This is a genomic window from Streptomyces sp. NPDC043854 (assembly GCF_056436005.1).
Map to the genome: position 1 here is coordinate 1 of NZ_JBWKDK010000079.1, position 21,493 is coordinate 21,493.

The following is a 21,493-nucleotide window of genomic DNA, read 5'->3' on the forward strand; positions in this document are numbered from 1 at the left end:
GGGAAAGGGAGTCTGCCCCAAACACACGGGGGGCCCTCGTCCTTCTAACCCGCCCCCCCCGGTGAGCCGCCCGACCGCCGGGTGGCGGCGCGGGCGGGCTGGTCTCAGTGCATGACGGCCATGGCCAGTGCACGGCGGGCGCGCATGGAGACGCGCTCGGCACGCCGCTGCATGCGGCGGGCGGCGACCAGGCGCAGGGCGCGACGCTCGGCGTCCGCCTCACGCATGCGATCGTCCATATGCGCACGGGCCAGGGCTTCTGGGATGAGTTGCATTTCGCGGGTCCTGTTCTGACGCGAGGTGATCGCGCCGGTGGTGATGAAGTCTGCGGTGGCGGAGCCGTGCGGCTTCTCGCTCGTCGTGTGGGCGGTCATGGGGGCCTGCTTCAGGGGGTCGTGCGTCAGGGGGCGGTCGATGGTTCCGATGGCGGTCATGCCGAGGCAACCGGGTTCTTGCGCGGGCGGCCACGGGGACGCTTGCGGGCTACGACCACACCCTGGACGAAGAGCTCGCCACCCCAGACACCCCAGGGCTCGCGGCGCTCGAGCGCGCCGGCGAGGCAGGCCTCGACCAGCGGGCAGGTGCGGCACAGGGACTTGGCGTACTCGACGTCGGCCGGGGACTCGGCGAAGAAGACCTCGGGGTCGTAGGTACGGCAGGCGACCGGTACGCCGAGGTTCTCGATGGCGTCGTCGAGCGCGGTGAGCGCGGTGAGGGGAGTCAAGGTGGAGTCCTCCGGGACTGCGGGCGGGGAGATCGTCTGGGTCTGCGGTACGGACGGGGCGTGCTCTTCGAGTTGCACGGTGTGTTCTTCCTCGTCTTGTTCGGCTAGTCGTTCCGGCCGGGTTCGGCCGGGGGCGGCTGGTACCTGGTCTTGCCAGTCCCGAGGCTCCTTCTCGCCGTCGTCCCCGTTCGGGGACAAACAGAAGGGCCGCGGATCCCGGGTGGGGTTCCGCGGCCCTGAAGGCGCCGGCCTGATCGCTGGATCAGACTGGATCACTCCAGGGTTCGAGCCCACGGAAGGCCCACATCAGGTGGTGCTGCTGCTTCGTCTGCTTCGTCTGGGATCCGGCACCGGCTGCAAAGGCGAAGCCATAGGCGTGGGCCTGGGTTTCTGCCAGTACTGCCACCGGTGCCTGGGTCGGTCGCTCATTCCGCTCGCTCACGACCAGCGCGACGGGCGCGGCGGCCAGCAGGGCGCGGCTGTCGGCGGAAATCGCGGACAGACCGGTGCCCATGAGCGGGAGGAGCGAGGAGGAGCCGAGCGTGCAGGAAGCGGCGACCGAGCGATCGGTCATTTTGGTGGTGGTGATGAAGCTGGTCACTGGTCTCGCCTCCTCTCGGCGTCTCGGGGACCGGCCCGGGGGCCTGTCCCATGCGTATTCGGATAAGTACAGCACGGATCCGAAGCTTCGTCAGAAGCCACCGTTTCCGTTGCTAAGAACCTATGGGGATCGGCTGGGCATGTGCAAACTATTTTTCCGACGAGTTTCTACGCGTCGGCGCCGTCGCCCGTGTCAGGCTCCCGACCTGCGCAGATGGCCAGGACCTCGGCTCCGTACCGCTCGAGCTTCCGTCCAGGCACTCCGGGGATGACCGCGAGCTCGCCCGGCTCGGCGGGCGCGGCCTCGGCGATCGCCATCAGCGTCTTGTCCGTGAACACGCAGTACGCGGGCACGCGCTGCTCCCGGGCCTGTATCGCGCGCCACTCCCGCAGCCGCTCGTAGACGCCCTCGTTCATGTCGGAGGGGCAGTCCTCACAGCGCATCAGCTTCAGCTCGCCGGCCGTGGTCAGCGTTCTGCCGCAGACCCGGCAGCGCACCGGGCCGCGGCGGGTGCGGCGGCGGGCCTCCCGCTCGAAGGCCGCCCGCTCGGCCGGGACGCCGGACCGGGCCGCGAGGGGCCCGGAGCCCGGCCTGAGCCCGTCGAGGAAGCGGCTGGGCCGTCGGGAGGGGCGGCCGCCCGGAGAGCGCGAGAGGGCCCAGGAGAGGGTCAGGTGCTGCCGTGCGCGGGTGACGCCGACGTAGAGGAGCCGGCGCTCCTCCTCGATCTGGTCGTCGGTCTTGGCGTACGTGATCGGGAGCATGCCGTCGGTGAGGCCGACCAGGAACACGGCGTCCCACTCCAGGCCCTTCGCCGCGTGCAGTGAGGCGAGGGTGACGCCCTGGACGGTCGGCGCGTGCTGGGCGGCCCGGCGCTCCTCCAACTCGACCGCCAGGTCGGCGAGGGTGGCCCCGCCCCGGGCCCGGGCGAAGTCCTCGGCGAGCCGGACCAGCGCGGCCAGCGACTCCCACTGCTCGCGCACGGCCCCGGAGCCGGCGGGCGGCTCGGCGGTCCAGCCGGTGGCGCTGAGCACGGCGCGGACCTGGGCGCCGAGTTCGACGACGTCGTCGAGGAGGGGGTCGTTGCCGGCGGAGCGGGCGGCGCCGCGCAGGGCGAGGAGCGCCTTCTGCACCTCGGCCCGCTCGAAGAACCGCTCGGCGCCGCGCAGCTGGTACGGGACGCCGGCGTCGGCGAGGGCCTGCTCGTAGACCTCGGACTGGGCGTTGATGCGGAACAGCACGGCGATCTCGCCGGCCGGGACGCCCGCGGCGATCAGCCTGCGGATCCGGGCGGCGACGCCCTCGGCCTCGGCGGGCTCGTCGGCGTACTCGGCGTAGGCCGGGTCGGGGCCGGGCTCGCGCTGGGAGACCAGCTCCAGGCGGTGGGCGGCGGCCCGGCCGCCGGCCTGGGCGAGGAGCCCGTTGGCGAGGTGGACCACCTGCGGGGTGGAGCGGTAGTCGCGGACCAGCTTGACGACCTTGGCGTGCGGGTGGCGGATGCGGAAGTCCAGCAGGTGGTCCGGGGTGGCGCCGGTGAAGGAGTAGATCGTCTGGCTGGCGTCGCCGACGACGCAGAGGCTGTCGCGGTCGCCGAGCCACAACTCCAGCAGCCGCTGCTGGAGCGGGCTGACGTCCTGGTACTCGTCCACGACGAAGTGCTGGTACTGGGCGCGGATCTGCTCGGCGATGTCGTGCCGGTCCTGGAGGATGCCGACGGTCAGCAGCAGCACGTCCTCGAAGTCGATCATGACGCGTTCGCGCTTCAGCTGCTCGTACGCCCCGTACAGCCGGGCGATCTCGGCCATGTCGCGGGGGGCCTCGCGGCCCGCCTTGAGAGCGGCCGCCGGATAGTCGGCGGGGACGGTCTGGGTGACCTTCGCCCATTCGATCTCGCCGGTGACGTCGCGCAGCTCGCTGCGGTCGAGGCGGAGGCCGCAGCGGGTGCCCGCCTCGGCGACCAGCTGGACCTTGCGCTCGACGAGCCGGGGCAGGTCCCCGCCGACGGCCCGGGGCCAGAAGAACTGGAGCTGGCGCAGGGCGGCGGAGTGGAAGGTCCGGGCCTGGACCCCGCCCGCGCCCAGGGCGCGCAGCCGGCCGCGCATCTCGCCGGCGGCTCGGTTGGTGAAGGTGACGGCCAGCACGCTGGCGGGCATGAGCTGCCCGGACCGGACGCCGTAGGCGATGCGGTGGGTGATCGCCCGGGTCTTGCCGGTTCCGGCGCCGGCCAGCACGCACACCGGTCCGCGCAGGGTCGTGGCGACCTCGCGCTGCTCCGGGTCCAGGCCCAGGAGCACCGCGTCGGCCGAGCCGGCCGAGTCGTCTGCGGCGGCGGGGAAGGACGGGAAGGGCGTTGCTGCTGTCACCCCGCCATGCTGCCAGGTCCGGACCTGCGGGCGGGAAATCCGTCCACAGGCCAGCCGCCGCGATCACACTTGTCGTACTTGACGTATGCGTTGTGCGACAGATGCGGGAATGGCTCCGGGGTCCCGTACGTTCGAGTACTCCGGACCACCACCCCACGAAGGAGCGCAGCATGCAGGACACGGGTTCCGTGACGATGTACAGCACGACCTGGTGCGGCTACTGCCGCCGGCTGAAGACCCAGCTGGACCGGGAAGGCATCGCGTACAACGAGATCAACATCGAGCTGGACCCGGAGTCCGCGGCGTTCGTCGAGAAGGCGAACGGCGGGAACCAGACCGTCCCGACCGTGCTGGTGGTGTCGCCGGCGGGCACCGAGTCGGTCATGACGAACCCCAGCCTGGCGCAGGTGCAGCAGGCCCTGGCCGTCTGAGCCGGATCCGCCGCGTGCCGGCGCGCCGGACGTGCGCGCGGAAGGGCCCCCGCCCCGGCGGGGGCCCTTCGCTTGCCCGCGTGCCCGTGCGCGTGCGCGTGCGCTGTCACTGTCGCCGTCGCCCGGCGGTGCTCGGCGCGCGGGCTGCGCGTCGGGCTACGCGGCCGGGCGCGGCAGGGGCTCGCCGTACCAGCGCTCCACCAGCCGGGCCGCGATGGAGATCCCCGACGGGGGCAGCACCTCGCCCGTTTCGAAGGCGCGGCGCAGCTCCTCGCGGGAGAACCAGCGGGCCTCCTGGATCTCCTCGCCGTCGACGTTGATCTCGCAGGAGTCGGCCCGGGCCGTGAAGCCGAGCATCAGGCTGTACGGGAACGGCCAGGGCTGGCTGGCGATGTACTCGACCTCGCCGACGCGGACGCCCGCCTCCTCCCAGACCTCGCGGACCACCGCCTGCTCGATGGACTCGCCCGGCTCCACGAACCCGGCCAGCGTCGAGAAGCGGCCCTCCGGCCAGTGCACCTGGCGGCCCAGCAGCGCCCGGTCCTGGTCGTCGGTGACCAGCATGATCACCGCGGGGTCGGTGCGCGGGTAGTGCTCGGCTCCGCAGCCGGGGCAGCGGCGGATGTGGCCGGCCGCCGCGACGACGGTGCGCTCGCCGCAGCGGGAGCAGAAGCGGTGCATGCGCTGCCAGTTCTCCAGGGCCACGGCGTGCACCATCAGCCCGGCGTCGCGCGGGGACAGCAGCATCCCGGCCTCGCGCAGGCCGGCCGGGCGGGCCGACTGGTCCATGCGGCCCGGCAGGGAGTCCTTCTGGAGCGCGAAGTACCGTACGCCGTCCTCGTCGGTGCCGAGGAAGTAGCGGTGGGTCTCGGTGAGCGGGGCCTCGAAGGCCGGGGTCATCACGATCCCGGTGCCGCCGTCGGGGGTGTCGTCGATCAGGACCTGGCCGCCGGAGACCACGAAGACGCGGGTCGTGGGGTGGCTCCAGGCGGCGGCGAGCCAGGCCTCGTCGAGGCGGTGGTGCGCGGCGCGGTCGATTCCGCTGGGCGCGGCCAGCGAGATCGGGTGCTCGGTATACGTGCTCACAGGTACTTCCAACTCCCCCGGTGGCGTGGACGGGCAGGCTCGGTGACTCGTGACTCGTGGTGCGTGACTCGTGGTGCGTGACCGACTCGTGGCTGGCGCGTGATGTGCGGGGCGCGCCGCGGCGGTCAGGCGGCGGGCGCGGGCTTCCAGTGGGCCGCCAGGTCGGCCCAGAGGTAGGCGGCCGTCTCGACGCCCTTGAGGAGCAGGTCCAGCTCGACCTTCTCGTTCGGGGCGTGCCAGCCGTCGGACGGCACCGAGATGCCGAGGAACAGCACGGACGCGCCCAGGACGTCCTGGAGGTCGGCCGCCGGCCCCGAGCCGCCCTCGCGGGTGAAGCGGACCTTCTTCCCGAAGGCACGGCCCATGGCCCGTACGACGGACCGGAGCGCCGGATGGTCCAGCGGGGTCAGGCACGGCCGGGTCGGGGCGCCGAAGACGATGGAGTGGCGGATTCCGTCCGGGATGCGGGCCGCGACCCAGTCCCGGACGGCGGCCTCGACCTCGTACGGGTCCTGTCCGGACACCAGGCGGAACGACAGCTTCAGGTGGGCGGAGGCGGGCACGATGGTCTTGCCGCCGGGGCCCTGGTAGCCGCCGCCGATGCCGTTGACCTCGGCGGTCGGGCGGGCCCAGACGCGCTCCAGGGTGGAGTAGCCCTTCTCGCCCGCCGTGGCGTGGGACTTGGCGTTGCCCAGCCACTCGTCCTCGTCGAACGGCAGCTCGGCGATCAGCGCCCGCTCCTCGTCCGTCAGCTCGGCGATGTTGTCGTAGAAGCCGGGAATGGTGACCCGCTCGTCGGCGTCGTGCAGCGCCGCGACCAGGCGGGCGGCGACGGTGGCCGGATTGGGCACGGCCCCGCCGAACGCGCCGGAGTGGATGTCCTGGTCGGGCCCGTGCAGGTCGATCTCGCAGTCGGCGACGCCGCGCATGCCGGTGCACACCGTCGGGGTGGTCTCGGACCACATGCCGGTGTCCGAGACGATCACCACGTCGGCGGCGAGGCGGTCCGCCTCCCGCTCGACCAGGGCGCGGAAGTGCGGGGAACCCGACTCCTCCTCGCCCTCGATCAGCAGCTTCAGGTGCACGGCGGGGGCGGCGGCGCCCGTCGCGGCCAGGTGGGCCCGCACGCCGAGGGTGTGGAAGAACACCTGTCCCTTGTCGTCGGCGGCCCCGCGCGCGTACATCCGGCCGTCCTTGACGACCGGCTCGAACGGCTCGGTGTGCCAGCCGTCGGCGAGGGCGGCCGGCTGCACGTCGTGGTGCCCGTACACCAGGACGGTCGGGGCCTCGGGGTCGTCGGCGGGCCACTCGGCGAAGACGGCGGGCGCGCCGTCCGTCTCCCACACCTCGGCCGCCGGGAAGCCGGTCTTGGTGAGCTGTGCGGCGAGCCACTCGGCGCTGCGTCGTACGTCGTCCGCGTGCTCGGGCTGGGCCGAGACGGAGGGGATGCGGAGCCACTCGGCGAGGTCGTCGAGGAATGCGGCGCGGTGGCTGTCGATGTACGTGCGGACGACGTTGTCCGCCGGGGTTTCGCTCATGCCCACGAGCCTATCTGTCTGCTCGGCGGCCACCGGCGGTGCCCGATCTGCCTTGGAGGATCCGCTCAATGGTGGCCCGGCCGGGCAGGCGGCGGGGGCGGATCACACGGCCGCTGCGGACGTGGAGGAAGGCGGCCCCGACCCGGCGGAGGGGGGTGCCGGTGGTCTCCGCCCAGGCGAGGCGGTAGATCGCCAGCTGGAGGGGGTCGGCCTCGGTGGTGCGGCCCGTCTTCCAGTCGACGATCTCGTACGCGTACTTGCTGCCCCGCGGGTTGCGGTAGACGGCGTCGATCCGGCCGCGGACGACCCGGCCGGCCAGGGTCAGCTGGACCGGGGCCTCCAGGCGGAACGGGGTGCGCTCGGCGTACTCGCTGCGCTCGAAGGACTCCTTGAGGGCGGCGAGGTCGGCCTCGTCGGCGACCTCCTGGTCGGAGCCGGGCAGGCCGCCCGCCTCCGGGTCGAGGACGTCGAGGAAGGGGAGCGGGAGCTCGTCGAAACGGGACTCCACCCAGGCGTGGAAGCGGGTGCCCCGGCGGGCCGCCGGCTGGGGCGGGCGGGGCATGGGGCGGGCCAGGTCTCGGGCGAAGGCCTGCTCGTCCGCGGCGAGGCGGAGGAGCTGGCTCGCCGAGAGCGCGGACGGCAGCTCTACGTCGCGGACGGCTTCGCGGGTGCGGCGGAGCTCGCCCTCCAGGGCGTCGAGGTCCCGGTCCCAGGAGGCGATGGCCCGGGCCTCCTCGGGGCTGAGGCCGTGCGGTGCGGCTCCGGGGCCGGCCCAGGCCCCTTCGGCCTCCGCCGCGAAGTCGCCGGCCTCGGCCGCAAAATCACCGGCCTCGGCCGCAAAATCACCTGGCAGCCACAGGTCGTCGGCGGGGCCGTCCCAGGCCGCCGCGGCCTCGTCGCCGGGCGGGGTCGGTGCGGGGAGCGCGGAGGCGTGGTGCCGGGCGCCGGGGGCGGATTCCTCCCCCGCCCCGCCCCTTCCCGAAACCGGGGCTCCGCCCCGGATCCCGGACGCGGCGCCACCGGCGAGGTGGTCGTCGGCCGGGAGCCACGGGGCGTCGTCCGGCCAGGGCGGGGCGGCGGGGGCCTCGTCGTGCGACAGGTCCTCGTCGTGCGACAGGTCCTCGTCGTACGACGGTTCCTCGCAGTTCGGGGGCCACAGGTACTGGTCCGGGTCCGGGGCCGGGGAGGCGGGCTCGGGGTGGGGGGTTGCCAGGTGGTATTCCACCAGGGCTGCCGCCGCGCGGCGGAGGGCCAGTGACCCGGGGTCCAGGGGCAGCGGCCAGGAGTGCTCCGGGGCGGACTCGGCGGCCAGGGCCGGGTTCTCCTCGTCCTCGGCCGGCTCCGGGGCCCAGGCCTCGATCTCGCCGTGGCCGGCGGCGCAGTGCTCGTACAGCGCCCGGAGGAACGGCGACGGCCCGCGCCGCTTCTTCTGCGTCGGGCCCCACCAGTGGGCGGAGGCCAGGAGCAGGGAGCGCGGGCGGGTGAACGTCACGTAGCCGAGGCGGAGCTCCTCCACCTCCTTGTGGTCCTTCAGGGCCGCCTTGAAGGACTTCATGCCCGCCGAGGTCCACTCGGGATCGGCCGGCAGGGTGGGCGCGTCGCCGCGCAGCGCGTACGGCAGGACCTTCGCGTACGAGGTCCAGGCCTCCGGCGGCTTCTGCTTCGGGAACGAGCCCGCGCACAGGTCGGGGACGACCACCACGTCCCACTCCAGCCCCTTGGACTTGTGGGCGGTGAGCACCTTCACCGTGTTCTCGCCGCCGGGCAGCGCGTGGTCGAGGCCCTTCTCGTACTGGACGGCCGTGCGCAGGAAGGCCAGGAAGGCGAGCAGGGACGCCTCGCCGTCAAGGGAGGCGAAGCCGGCGGCCACGTCCAGGAACGACGACAGGGTCTCGCGGCGGCGCGCGGCCAGGGCGTGCGGGGACGCCGACAGCTCCACGTCGAGGCCGGTCGCGGCCAGCACCCGGTGCAGTACGTCCATCAGCGGGTCGGCGAGGGAGCGCCGCAGGTCGCGCAGCTCCTGGGCGAGGTGCGCGAAGCGGACGCGGGCGGCCGCCGAGAACGGGAGGTCGTCGTGGTCGGCGGCGGAGCCGGGGGCCTCGCCGGGCGCGCCGTCCAGGAAGGTCTCCAGGGCGTCCGCCAGGGAGACGATCTCGGCCGGGTCCACCCCCTCCACGGCCGCCGCCAGTCGCCCCTCCGGGTCCGTCTCCCCCCGCGCGCGCCCCACCAGCTGCCGCGCCCGCCGGCCCAGCAGCGCCAGGTCGCGGGCGCCGATGCGCCAGCGCGGGCCGATCAGGAGGCGGACGAGGGAGGCGTTGGCGCCCGGGTCCTGGAGCACCTCGCACACCGCGATCAGGTCGGCGACCTCGGGCAGGTGCAGCAGCCCGGAGAGGCCGACCACCTCCACCGGCACGTCCCGGGCCACCAGCGCCGCCTGGATCTGCGCGAAGTCCGCCGCCGACCGGCACAGCACGGCGATCTGCCGGGGCTCGGTCCCCGTCCGCACCAGGTGCGCGACCGAGTCGCCGAGCCAGTCGAGCTCCTCGGCGTGCGTGGGCAGCAGCGCGCAGCGGACGGAGCCCGCCTGCTCCTCCCCCGGCGCGGGGCGCAGGGCCTCGACGCCCTCGTGCATGGCGCGCAGCGGGGCGGCCAGGCCGTTGGCCAGGTCGAGGAGGCGGCCGCCGCTGCGCCGGTTCTCGCTGAGGGAGAACCGGGTGGCGGGGCTGCCGTCGGCGTACGGGAAGTGCTCGGGGAAGTCGTCCAGGTTGGCCACGGACGCGCCGCGCCAGCCGTAGATCGCCTGGCAGGGGTCGCCGACGGCGGTCACGGCGTGCCCGGTGCCCCCGCCGAACAGCCCGGACAGCAGCAGCCGCTGGGCGACCGAGGTGTCCTGGTACTCGTCGAGCAGGACCACGCGGAACTCCTCGCGCAGCAGCGCCCCCACCTCGGGCCGGGTGGTGGCGAGCTCTGCGCACAGGGCTATCTGGTCGCTGAAGTCGAGCAGGTCGCGGGAGCGTTTGGCGGCCCGGTAGCGCTCGGTCAGCTCCAGCAGTTCCAGGCGGCCGCGGACCGCCTCGGGGATCTTGCGCAGCTCGTCGTTGGTGAGGCGGGCTCCGGCGAGTTCGTCGAGCAGCGCGGTGTCGTACGCCCGCAGCCGCTCGGGGGTCACCAGGTGCTCGGAGAGCTCCGCGTCGAGCGCGAGCAGGTCGCTGACCAGGTCGGGGACGGACTTGGTGAGCGCCGGGTACGGGCCGGGGGCCTCGCGCAGCACGCGTGCGCCGAGCTGGAAGCGGGTGGCGTCGGCGAGCAGCCGGGCGCTGGGCTCCAGGCCGATGCGCAGGCCGTGGTCCTTCAGGAGCTGGCCGGCGAAGGCGTGGTAGGTGGAGATGCGGGGCTCGCCGCCGGCCGCGGCATCGGTACCGCCGACGGCGCCGGAGCCGGCCGCGGTACCGGCGGTGTCGGCCGGGGAGGGGTCCGGGTCGGTGATGCCGGCCTGCGCGAGGGCCGCCCGGACGCGCTCGGCGAGCTCGCCGGCGGCCTTGTTGGTGAAGGTCAGGCCGAGGACCTGGGAGGGCGCGACCGTTCCGGTGCCGACCAGCCACACCACCCGGGCGGCCATGACCGTGGTCTTGCCGGATCCGGCACCGGCCACGATCACCTGCGGGGCGGGCGGCGCGGTGATGCACTCCAGCTGCTCCGGGGTGAACGGGATGCCGAGGAGCTCCTTGAGCTGCTCGGGGTCGGTGAGGTGGGGAGACGGGCGCGCGGACACCCGGAAAGGCTAGCCGTCCGGGCCGACATCCCCCGCGATCCGTCTCACACCCGGGGCGGCTGCGACACGGGTCACTCCCGACCGGGGGCACTCCCGACGCGGGGCCCTCCCGACCCGGGGACACTCCCGACGCGGGGTCACTCCACGGTCTGGCGGCCCTCCGGGCGGGCGCTGCACGAGCTGCGGAAGGTGCAGTGGTCGCAGTGCCGGCCGGGCGCGGGGACGAACCGCTCGTCGAGGACGCGGCCCGCGGCGGTCGCCAGGAGATCGCCGACCCACTCGCCGGAGGACCCCGGCGACAGCGGCTCCTGTCCCTGGACCTTGGGGACGGTCGCGCCGCCGTCGCGCACGGCCGCGCCCTGGCGCAGGTGGACCAGCTCGGCGCCGCCCGGCGCGGGCCGCGCGCCGTCGAAGGCCTCGTCGACCGCGCCCTCGCGGACGGCGAGCTGGTACACGGCGAGCTGCGGGTGCCGGGCCACCTCGTCCTTGGTCGGCGCGGACTTGCCGGTCTTGAAGTCGACGACGTACGCACGCCCCTGCGGGTCCGCCTCGACCCGGTCCATGGAGCCCCGGATCCGGACGGCGTACTCGCCCGCTTCGAGCGTGACGTCGAAGTCGTGCTCCGTGGCGACCGCCGCCCGGCCCCCGCGGTCGGTGGTGTGCCAGCGCAGGAAGCGCTCCAGGGCCGCGCGGGCGTTGTCCTTCTCCTGGCGGGACTTCCAGGGCGCGTCGAAGGCGAGGGCGTCCCAGACCGAGTCCAGGCGCTCCATCAGGACGGCGAGGTCGGCGGGGGTGCGGCCGGAGGCGACCTCGTCCGCGAGGACGTGGACGACGTTGCCGAAGCCCTGGGCGACGGTGGCCGGGGCATCGGCCTTGACCTCGCGGCCCAGGAACCACTGGAGGGAGCAGGTGTTGGCGAGCTGGTCCAGGGCGCTGCCGGAGAGGGTGACGGGCCGGTTGCGGTCGCGGAGCGGGACGCTGCTGCGGGTGGGCTCGTACAGGCCCCACCAGCGCTGCGGGTGCGCGGCGGGAACCAGCGGCCGGTCGTCCTCGTCGGTGAGCGCGGCGAGGCGGGCGAGGCGGCGGGCGGCGGCGTCGCGGAGCGCGGGCGAGGCGTCGGGGTCGACGGTGGTGGCCCGCAGCTCGGCGACGAGCGCCGGGACGGACAGCGGGCGGCGCGGGCGGCCGGAGACGTCCTTGGGGGTGGCCCCGAGCTCGGTGAGGAAGCGGGAGGGCTGGTCGCCGTCCTCGGCCGGGGCCTTGACGGCGGTGACGACGAGCCGCTCGCGGGCCCGGGTGGCGGCGACGTAGAACAGGCGGCGCTCCTCGGCGAGGAGGGAGCCGGGGCTGAGGGGCTCGGCGAGCCCGTCGCGGCCGATCCGGTCGGCCTCGAGGAGGGAGCCGCGGCGCCGGAGGTCGGGCCAGAGGCCCTCCTGGACGCCGGCGACGACGACGAGCTGCCACTCCAGGCCCTTGGATCGGTGCGCGGTCATGAGCCGGACGGCCTCGCGGCGGGTGGCGCGGCGGGTCAGGGTGTCGGCGGCGATGTCCTCGGCCTCGAGCTGTTCGAGGAAGTTCAGGGCGCCGCGGCCGCCGGTGCGCTCCTCGGCGCGGGCGGCGGTGTCGAACAGGGCGCAGACGGCGTCCAGGTCCCGGTCGGCGTTGCGGCCGGCCGGGCCGCCGCGGCGGGCGTTGCGCTCCAGCCGCTGGGGCCAGGGGGTGCCGTCCCAGAGGGTCCACAGGGCCTCTTCGGCGGTGCCGCCGCCCTGGAGTACCTCGCGGGTCTTGCGCAGGAGCAGGCCGAGGCGCTGTGCGCCCCGGGCGTACGCCGGGTCGTGCGTGACGAGGCGCTCCGGCTCGGCGAGGGCGCGGGCGAGCAGCACGTCGGAGGGCGCGGGCACCGTGACGCCCGCGGCCCGCTCCTCGTCGCGCAGGGCGCGCCCGAGCCGCCGCAGGTCGGCGGCGTCCATCCCGCCGAGCGGCGAGGCGAGCAACGTGAGCGCCGCCTCGACCCCGACCCACCCGGCGCCGACCCCGCCCCCGCCGGTACCAGCCGCTCCGGCTGTCACGTCCGCCTCGACCGCACCTGCCGCGCCGAGCGCCTCGGCTGCCTCGCGCACCTCGGTGGTTTCGCGCACCTCGGTGGTTTCGGCGGGCTCGGGTGCGGCGGGCGCGTCCCCGGGTTCGGTGGCCGGGGCGGCCAGGGCTGCGGCGCGGAGGGCCGTCAGGAGCGGGGTGACCGCGGGCTCGTGGCGGAGCGGGATGTCCGCGCCGTCCGTCTCGGCCGGGACTCCGGCCGAGATGAGGGCCCGCCGCATCCCCGGCAGGGTGCGGCCGCCGGCGCGGACGAGGACGGCCATGTCCTGCCAGGGCACGCCGTCCTCCAGGTGGGCGCGGCGCAGGATGTCGGCGATGTTGTCCAGCTCGGCGCCGGCCGTCGGGTACGTGTACACCTCGACCCGGCCGCCCTCCCGCGTCGGCGTGAGCCCGCGGTGCGCCCGGACCGCGTCGGCGGGCAGTCGCGGCACGGGCATACGGGTGGTCAGCAGGCGGGTCGCGGCCAGCAGGTTCGCAGCCGAGCGGCGGCCGACCGTCAGGGCGCGGACGGCGGCTCCGGGGAAGGCGCCCTGGAAGTCCAGCGTGTTGTTGATGTCGGCGCCGCGGAAGGCGTAGATCGACTGGTCGGGGTCGCCGAACGCCACCAGGGTGCCGCCCGGCCCGGCCAGGGCCTGGAGCAGGCGCAGCTGCGAGGCGTCGGTGTCCTGGAACTCGTCCACGTAGATCACGTCGTATGCGGCGGACAGCGCGGGGGTCCGTTCGGCGACCAGGACGGCGCGGTGGAGGAGTTCGGCGTAGTCCAGCGTGCCCTGCATGTCCAGGACGTCCAGGTACTCGGAGAGGAATGCGGCCGCGGCCTTCCAGTCCGGGCGGCCCTGCCGGGAGGCGAACGCGTCCAGCGCGCCCGGGCCCAGGCCCAGTTCGCGGGCGCGGGCGAGGACCGCGCGGACCTCGTCGGCGAAGCCGCGCGTGGTGAGTGCGGCCCGCAGGTCGTCGGGCCAGCGGATGGACCGGATCTCGCGCTGGCCCTCCAGCAGGGTGCGGACCATGACGTCCTGCTCGGGACCGGACAGCAGCCGCAGCGGGTCGGCGAACAGGTCGGTGTCCTGGTGGGCGCGGACCAGCCCGTAGCAGAAGGAGTGGAAGGTGGTGGCCTGCGGGGCGCGGGCGCCGCCGAGCCTCAGGGCGGCCCGGTCCCGCAGTTCCACGGCCGCCTTGCGGCTGAAGGTGAGGATCAGGATGCGGGCGGGGTCCGCGCCGGCCTCCACGCGGGCCGCGGCGGCCTCGACGAGGGTGGTGGTCTTGCCGGTGCCGGGCCCGGCGAGGACCAGCAGCGGTCCGGTGGTGTGATCAACCACCGCCCGCTGCGCTGCGTCCAGCACAGGGGGCTCCACCCGCCGCGGCCCGCCGCGCACGAGGCGGTACGCATCCGGGGTCCGCGTACGCCGCCGCTCGGAGCGGTCGGAGAAAGAGGTGATCACGTGGGGTGCCGGTCCTGGTGGGTCTGCTGCGGTTGCTGCCACGGCGCATGCCGAAGAGGCAACGCTACGGCAAGCGGGACGCCCCGCGCAGTTCGCCGAGGTCCGGCGCGGGTGGCCGCAGCGGGTGCCGGGCCGGCCCCCGCGGCGGACGGCCGCCGCCGCCTCGGGCGGGTGGCGGGTCCCCCGTACGGTCCTCCGCCCGGGCGCCCCACTCCCCTCCGGGGCATCCTGTGGACGAAGCTGTCAGGTGTGACCCTCGTCCCCCTCGGCGCCCGTGGCGCTCTCGGTGCCCCTGGCGCTCTCGGCGCCCCCGCCGCTCCCGTCCCAGCGGGCCCGCCGCATGTCCAGGCGCACCTCGCCGGAGGCCGTCAGCCGGAGCGGGGCGGACTCGGCCCGGTAGTGCTCCAGGGCCCGGTGCTCGCTGCCCGGCAGGGGGCGGCCGTCCGCCCGTACGACGCGCCACCAGGGCACGGCGCCCCCGTACAGGGCCATCACCCGGCCGACTTGGCGCGGCCCTCCCTCGCCGAGCCACTCGGCGACGTCCCCGTACGTCATCACCCGGCCGGGCGGAATCCGCTCGGCCACTTCCAGCACGTGCTCCGCGTACGCGGGCAGCTCCTCGCTCATTGCGCCCATGGTGCCGTACGTCGCGGAGGCTTCCGCGGAGTGTTTCCTTCCGTACCGGCGCGCACCCTGATGCCCCCCGCGCACGCTGGTCCGTGCCACCATCTTCCGGGCGGTGACTGGTGATACGTGATCAAGAAGAGACGGATGTGACGACGAAGGAGCAGGGTGTGAGCCCTCCGGACGGCGCGACCGAGGACGACGGATCGCGCCCAGAGCCGCGCCCGCATCCGGAGCCGCGCCCGCGCCCCGGCGAGCCTTCCGGGCGCTCCGGACCCACCGGACCCCCGGGACCCACCGGACCCACCGGACCCGCCGAACCGGCCGGACCCGCCGAAGCCGCCGAGCAGGGCGAGGTCGTCGAGGTCGTCGAGGTCGACGAGCCGCTGCTCGCCGCCCGCGTGCACCGGCCCTCCGACCTGGTCCGCCTCCTCGTCGGCGTCCTCGGCATCGCCGTCGTGCTCGCCATCGCCGCCTTCGCGCACGGCACCACCGCCGGCCTCGAGGCCGACATCAGCCAGGGCACCGGCGCCGCCCCCGACCTGCTGATCCAGGTCGCCGGCCTGGTGTCGAGCATCGCCGTCCTGCTCGTGCCGGTCGCCTTCGCCATCGAACGGCTGATCAAACGCGACGGGCTGCGCATCGCCGACGGCGTGCTCGCCGCCGTCCTGGCCCACGGCGTGACCCTGGCCACCGACCTGTGGGTGTCCGAGGGCGCCCCCGCCTCCATCCAGGACGCCCTGACCCGTGCCACGGGGGCCGGCGGGGCCCTCACCGATCCGGTGCACGGCTACCTCGCGCCCGTGATCGCGTACATGACCGCGGTCGGGATGACGCGCCGGCCGCGCTGGCGGGTCGCCCTGTGGGTGGTGCTGCTCCTCGACGCGTTCGCGATGCTGGTGAGCGGCTACACCACCGCGTTCTCGATCATCCTGACCGTGCTCATCGGCTGGAGCGTCGCGTACGGGACCCTGTACGCCGTCGGCTCGCCGAACGTCCGGCCCACCGGGCAGCACCTCCTCGCCGGCCTGCGCCGCGTCGGCTTCCAGCCGGTCAGCGCGATGCGCGCGGAGATCGCCGACGGCGTCGACGCCTCCGAGGCGAGCGACCGCGGCCGCCGCTACCACGTGGCCCTGGAGGACGGTCCGCCGCTCGACGTCACCGTCGTCGACCGCGAGCAGCAGGCCCACGGGTTCTTCTACCGGGTGTGGCGCCGGATGACCCTGCGCGGCATCACCACCCGGCGCAGCCTCCAGTCGCTGCGCCAGGCGCTGGAGCAGGAGGCGCTGCTCGCGTACGCGGCCATCGCGGCCGGGGCGAACGCACCGAAGCTGATCGCCACCTCCGAGCTCGGGCCGGACGCCGTCATGCTCGTGTACGAGCACCTGGACGGGCGGCCCCTGGACGCCCTCCCCGACGCGAAGATCACCGACCGGCTCGCCCACAACGCGTGGGAGCAGGTACGGGCCCTCCAGTCGCGGCGGATCGCACACCGCCGGCTCACCGGCGACGCGCTGCTGGTGGATCGTTCCGGCAAGGTGGTCCTGACCGACCTGCGCGGCGGCGAGATCGCGGCCGGCGACCTGGTCCTGCGGATGGACATCGCCCAGCTGCTGACCACCCTCGGCCTGCGGGTCGGCGCGGAGCGGGCGGTGGCCTCGGCGGTGTCGGTGCTCGGTCCGGACGCGGTGGCGGACTGCCTGCCGCTGCTCCAGCCGATCGCGCTGAGCCGGTCCACCCGGGCGACCCTGCGCAGGCTGGCCCGGGAGCGCGCCGACCGGCAGCGGGAGGCCGTGCTGGAGTCCTCGCGGGCGGCGAAGGCCGCGCGGGAGGCGGCCGCCGGGGCGAAGGCCGGGGCGGTCTCGGCCGCGGACCGCGCCGCGGACCGCAAGGCGGAGAAGAAGGCCATGGACGACGCCCTGGAAGGGGCGCGCGAAGAGGACCTGCTGAGCCAGATCCGCCGGCAGGTGCTGCTGATCCGGCCGCAGGCCCCGGTGGAGCCGGCCCGGCTGGAGCGGATCCGGCCGCGCACGCTGGTGTCGTTCATCGCGGGCGCCTTCGGCGCGTACTTCCTGCTCACACAGCTCGCCCACGTGGACTTCGCGACGATCGTCGGCGAGGCGGAGTGGGGCTGGGTGGGGGCCGCACTGGCCTTCTCGGCGCTGTCGTACGTCGCGGCGGCGATGAGCCTGCTGGGCTTCGTGCCGGAGCGGGTGCCGTTCCTGCGGACGGTGGTCGCACAGGTCGCCGGGTCCTTCGTGAAGCTGGTCGCGCCGGCCGCGGTGGGCGGTGTCGCGCTCAACGCGCGGTTCCTCCAGCGGGCGGGGGTCCGGCCCGGGCTGGCCGTGGCGAGCGTGGGCGCCTCGCAGCTGTTCGGGCTGGCGTGCCACATCCTGCTCCTCCTGGCCTTCGGGTACCTGACGGGCACCGAGAAGACCCCCGAGATGACCCCGTCCCGGACGGTCATCGCGGGTCTGCTGACGGTGGCGGTGCTGGTCCTCGTCGTCACGGCGGTGCCGCTGCTGCGGAAGTTCGTGGTGACCCGGGTACGGGCCCTGTTCGCCGGCGTGGTGCCGCGCATGCTGGACGTGCTCCAGCGGCCGCAGAAGCTGCTGACGGGCATCGGCGGCATGGTGCTGCTGACCGGCTGCTTCGTGATGTGCCTGGACGCGTCGGTCCGCGCGTTCGGGGGCGGCGAGGCCCTCAGCTACGCGAGCATCGCCGTGGTCTTCCTGGCGGGCAACGCCCTCGGCTCGGCGGCGCCGACGCCGGGCGGCATCGGCGCGGTGGAGACCACGCTGACGCTGGGCCTGATCGCCGCCGGGCTGGAGAAGGAGCTCGCCATCTCGGCGGTCCTGCTGTTCCGCCTGATGACGTTCTGGCTGCCGGTCCTCCCCGGCTGGTTGTCCTTCAACTACCTGACCCGCAAGGAAGCGATCTAGCCGTAGTGCCCTGCGGCGGTCGCCCTGCGCCGACGCGTCCCCCTCCGCGCCGACCCGAACGGGTGCGTGCGGGGGCGGGGTCCGGCGCGGGATCGCAGGATGGGGGTATGTCGACGAACGTGCTGCGCCTTGCCGGTGTCCTCGGCCTCGTCGGGGCGCTGGTGACGGTCAGTGCGTGTTCCGGCGGGGAGGAGCGGACGACGCCCCGGGCCGGCGAGACCAAGGCGGCCGCGCCGCTCAAGTGGGGCGAGTGCTCCGCACCCGATGCCGCGCAGGGCGGCGGACAGGCACCCCCCAAGGGCTGGGAGTGCGCCACGCTGCACGTGCCGCTCGACTACGCGAAGCCGGAGGGCGAGACCATCCCGATCGAGCTGATCCGGATCAAGGCCCGGGACAAGGACAAGCGGATCGGGTCGCTCGTGTTCAACTTCGGCGGGCCCGGAGGGTCCGGGATCAGTACGCTGCCCGGCGCCGCCAAGGACTACGCGGCCCTGCGGGAGCGGTACGACCTGGTGAGCTTCGACCCCCGCGGGGTGGGGCGGAGCGCGCCCGTGCTGTGCGAGACCGACCGGCAGCTCGACCGGTACTACGCGCAGGACTCCACGCCCGAGACGCCGCAGGAGGAGAAGTCCTTCACGGCTGCGGCCCGGCGCTACCAGGCGGCCTGCACGGCGCGCTCCGGGAAGGTGCTGCCGTACGTCGGCACCGAGAACGCCGCCCGCGACCTCGACCGGATCCGCCAGGCCCTCGGCGACGAGAAGCTGAACTACTTCGGGATCTCGTACGGCACCGAGCTCGGCGGGGTCTACGCCCACCTCTTCCCGAAGAACGTCGGGCGGGCCGTCTTCGACGCCGTCGTGGACCCGACGAAGACCTCCGAGGAGGGTGCGCTCGGCCAGGCCAAGGGGTTCCAGCTGGCCCTCGGCAACTTCGCGCAGGACTGCGTGGACCGCGGCCCGGAGTGCCGGCTCCAGGGCAGCACCGCCCAGGAGATCGAGGACGGCATCGTCAAGCTCCAGAAGAGCCTCGCCGACAAGCCGATCCCCGGCATCGGGGGCCGGCTGCTCACCGACTCCGCCGCGACCAACGGGATCGCGCAGGCCCTGTACTCCCCGGAGCTGTGGCCGCTGCTGGAGCAGGGGATCGACGAGGCCGAGGGCGGGCAGGGGCAGTTGCTGATGGCGCTGTCCGACGCGCTGAACGGGCGGGACCGCAACGGCCGCTACAGCAACATCGGCGCGGCCAACACGGCGATCAACTGTGCCGACTTCGAGGACCGCTTCGACCTCGCCGAGACCAAGGCCAGGCTGCCGGAGTTCCGTGCGGCGTCCCCCGTCTTCGGGGAGTTCCTCGGCTGGGCCCTGATGAGCTGCACCGGCTGGCCGGTGGCGGGTGCGTGGGAGACCCCGGACGTGTCGGCGCCGGGCGCCGCCCCGATCCTGGTGATCGGCAACACCGGCGACCCGGCGACCCCGTACGAGGGGGCCCGCAAGATGGTTGAACGGCTCGGCCCCGGCGTCGGCGTGGAGCTCACGTACAAGGGGCAGGGGCACGGGGCGTACAACAGCGGCGACCCGTGCGTGCAGCAGGCGGTGAACTCCTACCTGCTGGACGGGAAGGTGCCGCCCGCCGGAACGGTGTGCACCGCTGTCCCCACCGCCCCCACCGCCCCCGTCTCCCCCGCCGCCCCCGTCGTCTGACGCGGAGACGCGGAGACGCGGAGACGCGGAGACGCGGAGACGCGGACGCGGACGCCGAAGGGGCCCCGCCAGCGCTCGTGCGCGGCGGGGCCCCTTCGGGCAGTACCAGCGGTACTAGTAGACCGGCTTCTGCGGCTCGACCTGGTGGACCCAGCCGATGACGCCGCCGCCGACGTGGACCGCGTCGGCGAAGCCCGCGGACTTCAGGACCGCGAGGACTTCCGCACTGCGGACACCCGTCTTGCAGTGCAAGACGATCCGCTTGTCCTGCGGCAGGTCCTGGAGGGCGGAGCCCATCAGGAACTCGCCCTTGGGGATCAGCTTCGCGCCGGGGATCGAGACGATCTCGTACTCGTTCTTCTCGCGGACGTCGATGATCTCGATGTTCTCGCCCTCGTCGATCCACTCCTTCAGCTGCTTCGGAGTGATCGTCGAACCGGCCGCGGCCTCCTGGGCCTCCTCCGACACGACGCCGCAGAAGGCCTCGTAGTCGATGAGCTCCTTGACGGTGGCGTTCGGGCCGCAGACCGCGCAGTCGGGGTCCTTGCGGACCTTGACCTGGCGGTACTGCATCTCCAGGGCGTCGTAGATCATCAGGCGGCCGACCAGCGGCTCGCCGACGCCCGCGAGGAGTTTGATGGCCTCGGTGACCTGGATGGAGCCGATGGACGCGCACAGCACGCCCAGGACGCCGCCCTCGGCGCAGCTCGGGACCATGCCCGGCGGCGGGGGCTCCGGGTAAAGGCAGCGGTAGCAGGGGCCGTGCTCGGACCAGAAGACGGAGGCCTGGCCGTCGAAGCGGTAGATGGAGCCCCACACGTAGGGCTTGCCCAGCAGCACGCACGCGTCGTTGACGAGGTAGCGCGTGGCGAAGTTGTCCGTGCCGTCGACGATCAGGTCGTACTGGCCGAAGATGTCCATCACGTTGTCGGCTTCGAGCCGCTCCTCGTGGAGGACCACGTTCACGTACGGGTTGATGCCCAGCACGGTGTCGCGCGCGGACTCGGCCTTGGAGCGGCCGATGTCCGACTGGCTGTGGATGATCTGGCGCTGCAGGTTCGACTCGTCGACCTCGTCGAACTCCACGATGCCCAGGGTGCCGACGCCGGCCGCGGCCAGGTACATCAGGGCGGGCGAGCCCAGGCCGCCCGCTCCGACGGCGAGCACCTTCGCGTTCTTCAGGCGCTTCTGGCCGTCCATCCCGACATCCGGGATGATCAGGTGGCGGGAGTACCGACGGACCTCGTCAACGGTGAGCTCAGCAGCTGGCTCGACCAGGGGTGGCAGCGACACGGGGACTCCGTAGATGGGTAAGTCGAACGGTGGTTCTTCCCGTAACACTGCCACGCCCTTCTTCATTCCGAGACACCTGGTCCGATCTTTGAGACGATTTCGTCCCAGTAGGCGGGCATGGACGCCCAGGGGTCCCCGCCCCCGTCGCGGCTTCCGCGCCGGTCCGTGAACCAGATGGTGCCGGCTCCCTGCCAGCGGGCGATCCGCAGCGCCTCCTCCAGGTGCGTGCGCGGCACCCCGTGGACGAGATGGCAGAACAGCTCCGGCGGGTGCTCGGCGGTCCACTCCGCGACCTGCGACCAGCGGTAGTCGGTCCAGGCGCCGGAGAAGGTGACGAGCTGGTCGGCGGCCTCCGCGTAGCCCTCGTACGGGTGGGTGCCGTGGCCCAGCACGATCCGCAGGCCCCGGCCGATCCCGCGCAGGGCGTCGGTGACCCGGCGCACCGCGGGCAGTCCGGCCGGGTCGGCCGGGGCCCGGTCCAGGTAGAAGCCGTCCACCCGGTACCAGTCGGCGAAGCGGTGGGCGTCGGAGACGAGTTCGCCGAACGACCGCGCCCCGTCCCGCATCGCGAGATGCCCGAGCACGGTGCCGCCGGCCTCCCGCAGCCGGCCGGCGGCCTCCGTGCAGTGCCGGTCGGGCCGGCTGCCGGGCCCGTCCGTGACGTTGAGCACGGCCCAGTGCAGCGGGGTGCCGGGCCGGGTCAGCTCGGCCCATTCGACGGGGGCGAGCAGCGGGTGCGCGTAGCCGGGGGTGCCGAGGGCGAGGGGGGCCGCGCCGGTGGCGGCGGGTGCCTCGGACCGTGTGTGCAGAGGAGGCCCCCCGCCCCCCCCCAAACGCTCGCCAAGGAACCCCCCAAGGTTATCCAGGGCCGCCAGCCAAGTCG

14 protein-coding genes are annotated in these 21,493 nt (G+C 74.1%); 3 read left to right on the forward strand and 11 right to left on the reverse strand.

Translation table 11 applies throughout. The annotated features are described in order from the left end of the window. Positions 1–104 precede the first annotated feature (104 nt). From AC068A_RS34975 to AC068A_RS34990, 4 genes are all read right to left on the reverse strand, one after another. Entirely contained in the window at positions 105–434 is a 330-nt protein-coding gene (locus AC068A_RS34975; protein WP_478590327.1) for a hypothetical protein, read from the reverse strand. Continuing rightward, complete coding sequence (locus AC068A_RS34980; protein ID WP_179176816.1) at positions 431–802, reverse strand: WhiB family transcriptional regulator; 372 nt, start codon at positions 800–802, stop codon at positions 431–433. The genes AC068A_RS34975 and AC068A_RS34980 overlap by 4 nt, the downstream gene beginning before the upstream one ends. 184 nt (positions 803–986) lie before the next feature. Next, positions 987–1,325 (reverse strand): hypothetical protein, encoded by a 339-nt coding sequence (locus AC068A_RS34985; protein ID WP_478590328.1) that lies wholly within the window; start codon positions 1,323–1,325, stop codon positions 987–989. Positions 1,326–1,492: 167 nt separating this feature from the next. Next, positions 1,493–3,685 carry an ATP-dependent DNA helicase UvrD2 gene (locus tag AC068A_RS34990; RefSeq protein WP_478590329.1) on the reverse strand — a complete coding sequence of 731 codons (2,193 nt, stop codon included), beginning with the start codon at positions 3,683–3,685 and terminating at the stop codon, positions 1,493–1,495. 170 nt (positions 3,686–3,855) lie between these two features. Between AC068A_RS34990 and AC068A_RS34995 the strand changes: the two genes are divergently transcribed. Continuing rightward, positions 3,856–4,116, forward strand: coding sequence for a mycoredoxin (locus tag AC068A_RS34995; protein WP_361908712.1), 261 nt, complete (start codon positions 3,856–3,858; stop codon positions 4,114–4,116). A 156-nt stretch (positions 4,117–4,272) separates the two neighbouring features. Here AC068A_RS34995 and nudC read toward each other — a convergent pair whose 3' ends face one another. The 5 genes from nudC to AC068A_RS35020 form a co-directional block, all read right to left on the reverse strand. Next, the gene (gene nudC, locus AC068A_RS35000) at positions 4,273–5,214 is read right to left on the reverse strand and encodes an NAD(+) diphosphatase (protein WP_478590330.1); all 942 of its coding nucleotides are present in this window, start codon (positions 5,212–5,214) and stop codon (positions 4,273–4,275) included. A gap of 113 nt (positions 5,215–5,327) precedes the next feature. Beyond that, positions 5,328–6,740 carry a dipeptidase gene (locus AC068A_RS35005; RefSeq protein ID WP_478590331.1) on the reverse strand — a complete coding sequence of 471 codons (1,413 nt, stop codon included), beginning with the start codon at positions 6,738–6,740 and terminating at the stop codon, positions 5,328–5,330. Positions 6,741–6,750: 10 nt separating this feature from the next. Then, on the reverse strand, positions 6,751–10,512 hold the full coding sequence (locus AC068A_RS35010) for a UvrD-helicase domain-containing protein (RefSeq protein WP_478590332.1): 3,762 nt from the start codon (positions 10,510–10,512) through the stop codon (positions 6,751–6,753). A gap of 137 nt (positions 10,513–10,649) precedes the next feature. Next, positions 10,650–13,985: an ATP-dependent helicase gene (locus tag AC068A_RS35015; RefSeq protein ID WP_478590337.1), complete on the reverse strand. Its 3,336-nt coding sequence runs from the start codon at positions 13,983–13,985 to the stop codon at positions 10,650–10,652. Between the two features lie 309 nt (positions 13,986–14,294). Beyond that, entirely contained in the window at positions 14,295–14,678 is a 384-nt protein-coding gene (locus tag AC068A_RS35020; protein WP_478590333.1) for an MGMT family protein, read from the reverse strand. A gap of 167 nt (positions 14,679–14,845) precedes the next feature. Here AC068A_RS35020 and AC068A_RS35025 point away from each other — a divergent pair, with 167 nt between their 5' ends. Together AC068A_RS35025 and AC068A_RS35030 are read left to right on the forward strand one after the other, a co-directional pair. Further along, positions 14,846–17,617, forward strand: a complete 2,772-nt coding sequence (locus AC068A_RS35025; RefSeq protein ID WP_478590334.1) for a lysylphosphatidylglycerol synthase transmembrane domain-containing protein — start codon at positions 14,846–14,848, stop codon at positions 17,615–17,617. 107 nt (positions 17,618–17,724) lie between these two features. Then, the gene (locus tag AC068A_RS35030; RefSeq protein WP_478590335.1) at positions 17,725–19,317 is read left to right on the forward strand and encodes an alpha/beta hydrolase; all 1,593 of its coding nucleotides are present in this window, start codon (positions 17,725–17,727) and stop codon (positions 19,315–19,317) included. A gap of 114 nt (positions 19,318–19,431) precedes the next feature. On the opposite strand, the gene moeZ is transcribed toward AC068A_RS35030, so the two are convergent. Together moeZ and AC068A_RS35040 are read right to left on the reverse strand one after the other, a co-directional pair. Then, positions 19,432–20,610 (reverse strand): adenylyltransferase/sulfurtransferase MoeZ, encoded by a 1,179-nt coding sequence (gene moeZ, locus AC068A_RS35035; RefSeq protein WP_478590336.1) that lies wholly within the window; start codon positions 20,608–20,610, stop codon positions 19,432–19,434. 62 nt (positions 20,611–20,672) lie between these two features. After that, complete coding sequence (locus tag AC068A_RS35040; RefSeq protein ID WP_478590338.1) at positions 20,673–21,419, reverse strand: spherulation-specific family 4 protein; 747 nt, start codon at positions 21,417–21,419, stop codon at positions 20,673–20,675. Between the last annotated feature and the right edge of the window lie 74 nt (positions 21,420–21,493).

Coding starts and splice junctions, on each gene's coding strand:
- AC068A_RS35030 (WP_478590335.1), top strand. CDS start 17,725: ATGTCGACGAACGTGCTGCGCCTTGCCGGTGTCCTCGGCCTCGTCGGG.
- AC068A_RS34995 (WP_361908712.1), top strand. CDS start 3,856: ATGCAGGACACGGGTTCCGTGACGATGTACAGCACGACCTGGTGCGGC.
- AC068A_RS35005 (WP_478590331.1), bottom strand. CDS start 6,740: ATGAGCGAAACCCCGGCGGACAACGTCGTCCGCACGTACATCGACAGC.
- AC068A_RS34975 (WP_478590327.1), bottom strand. CDS start 434: ATGACCGCCATCGGAACCATCGACCGCCCCCTGACGCACGACCCCCTG.
- AC068A_RS35020 (WP_478590333.1), bottom strand. CDS start 14,678: ATGAGCGAGGAGCTGCCCGCGTACGCGGAGCACGTGCTGGAAGTGGCC.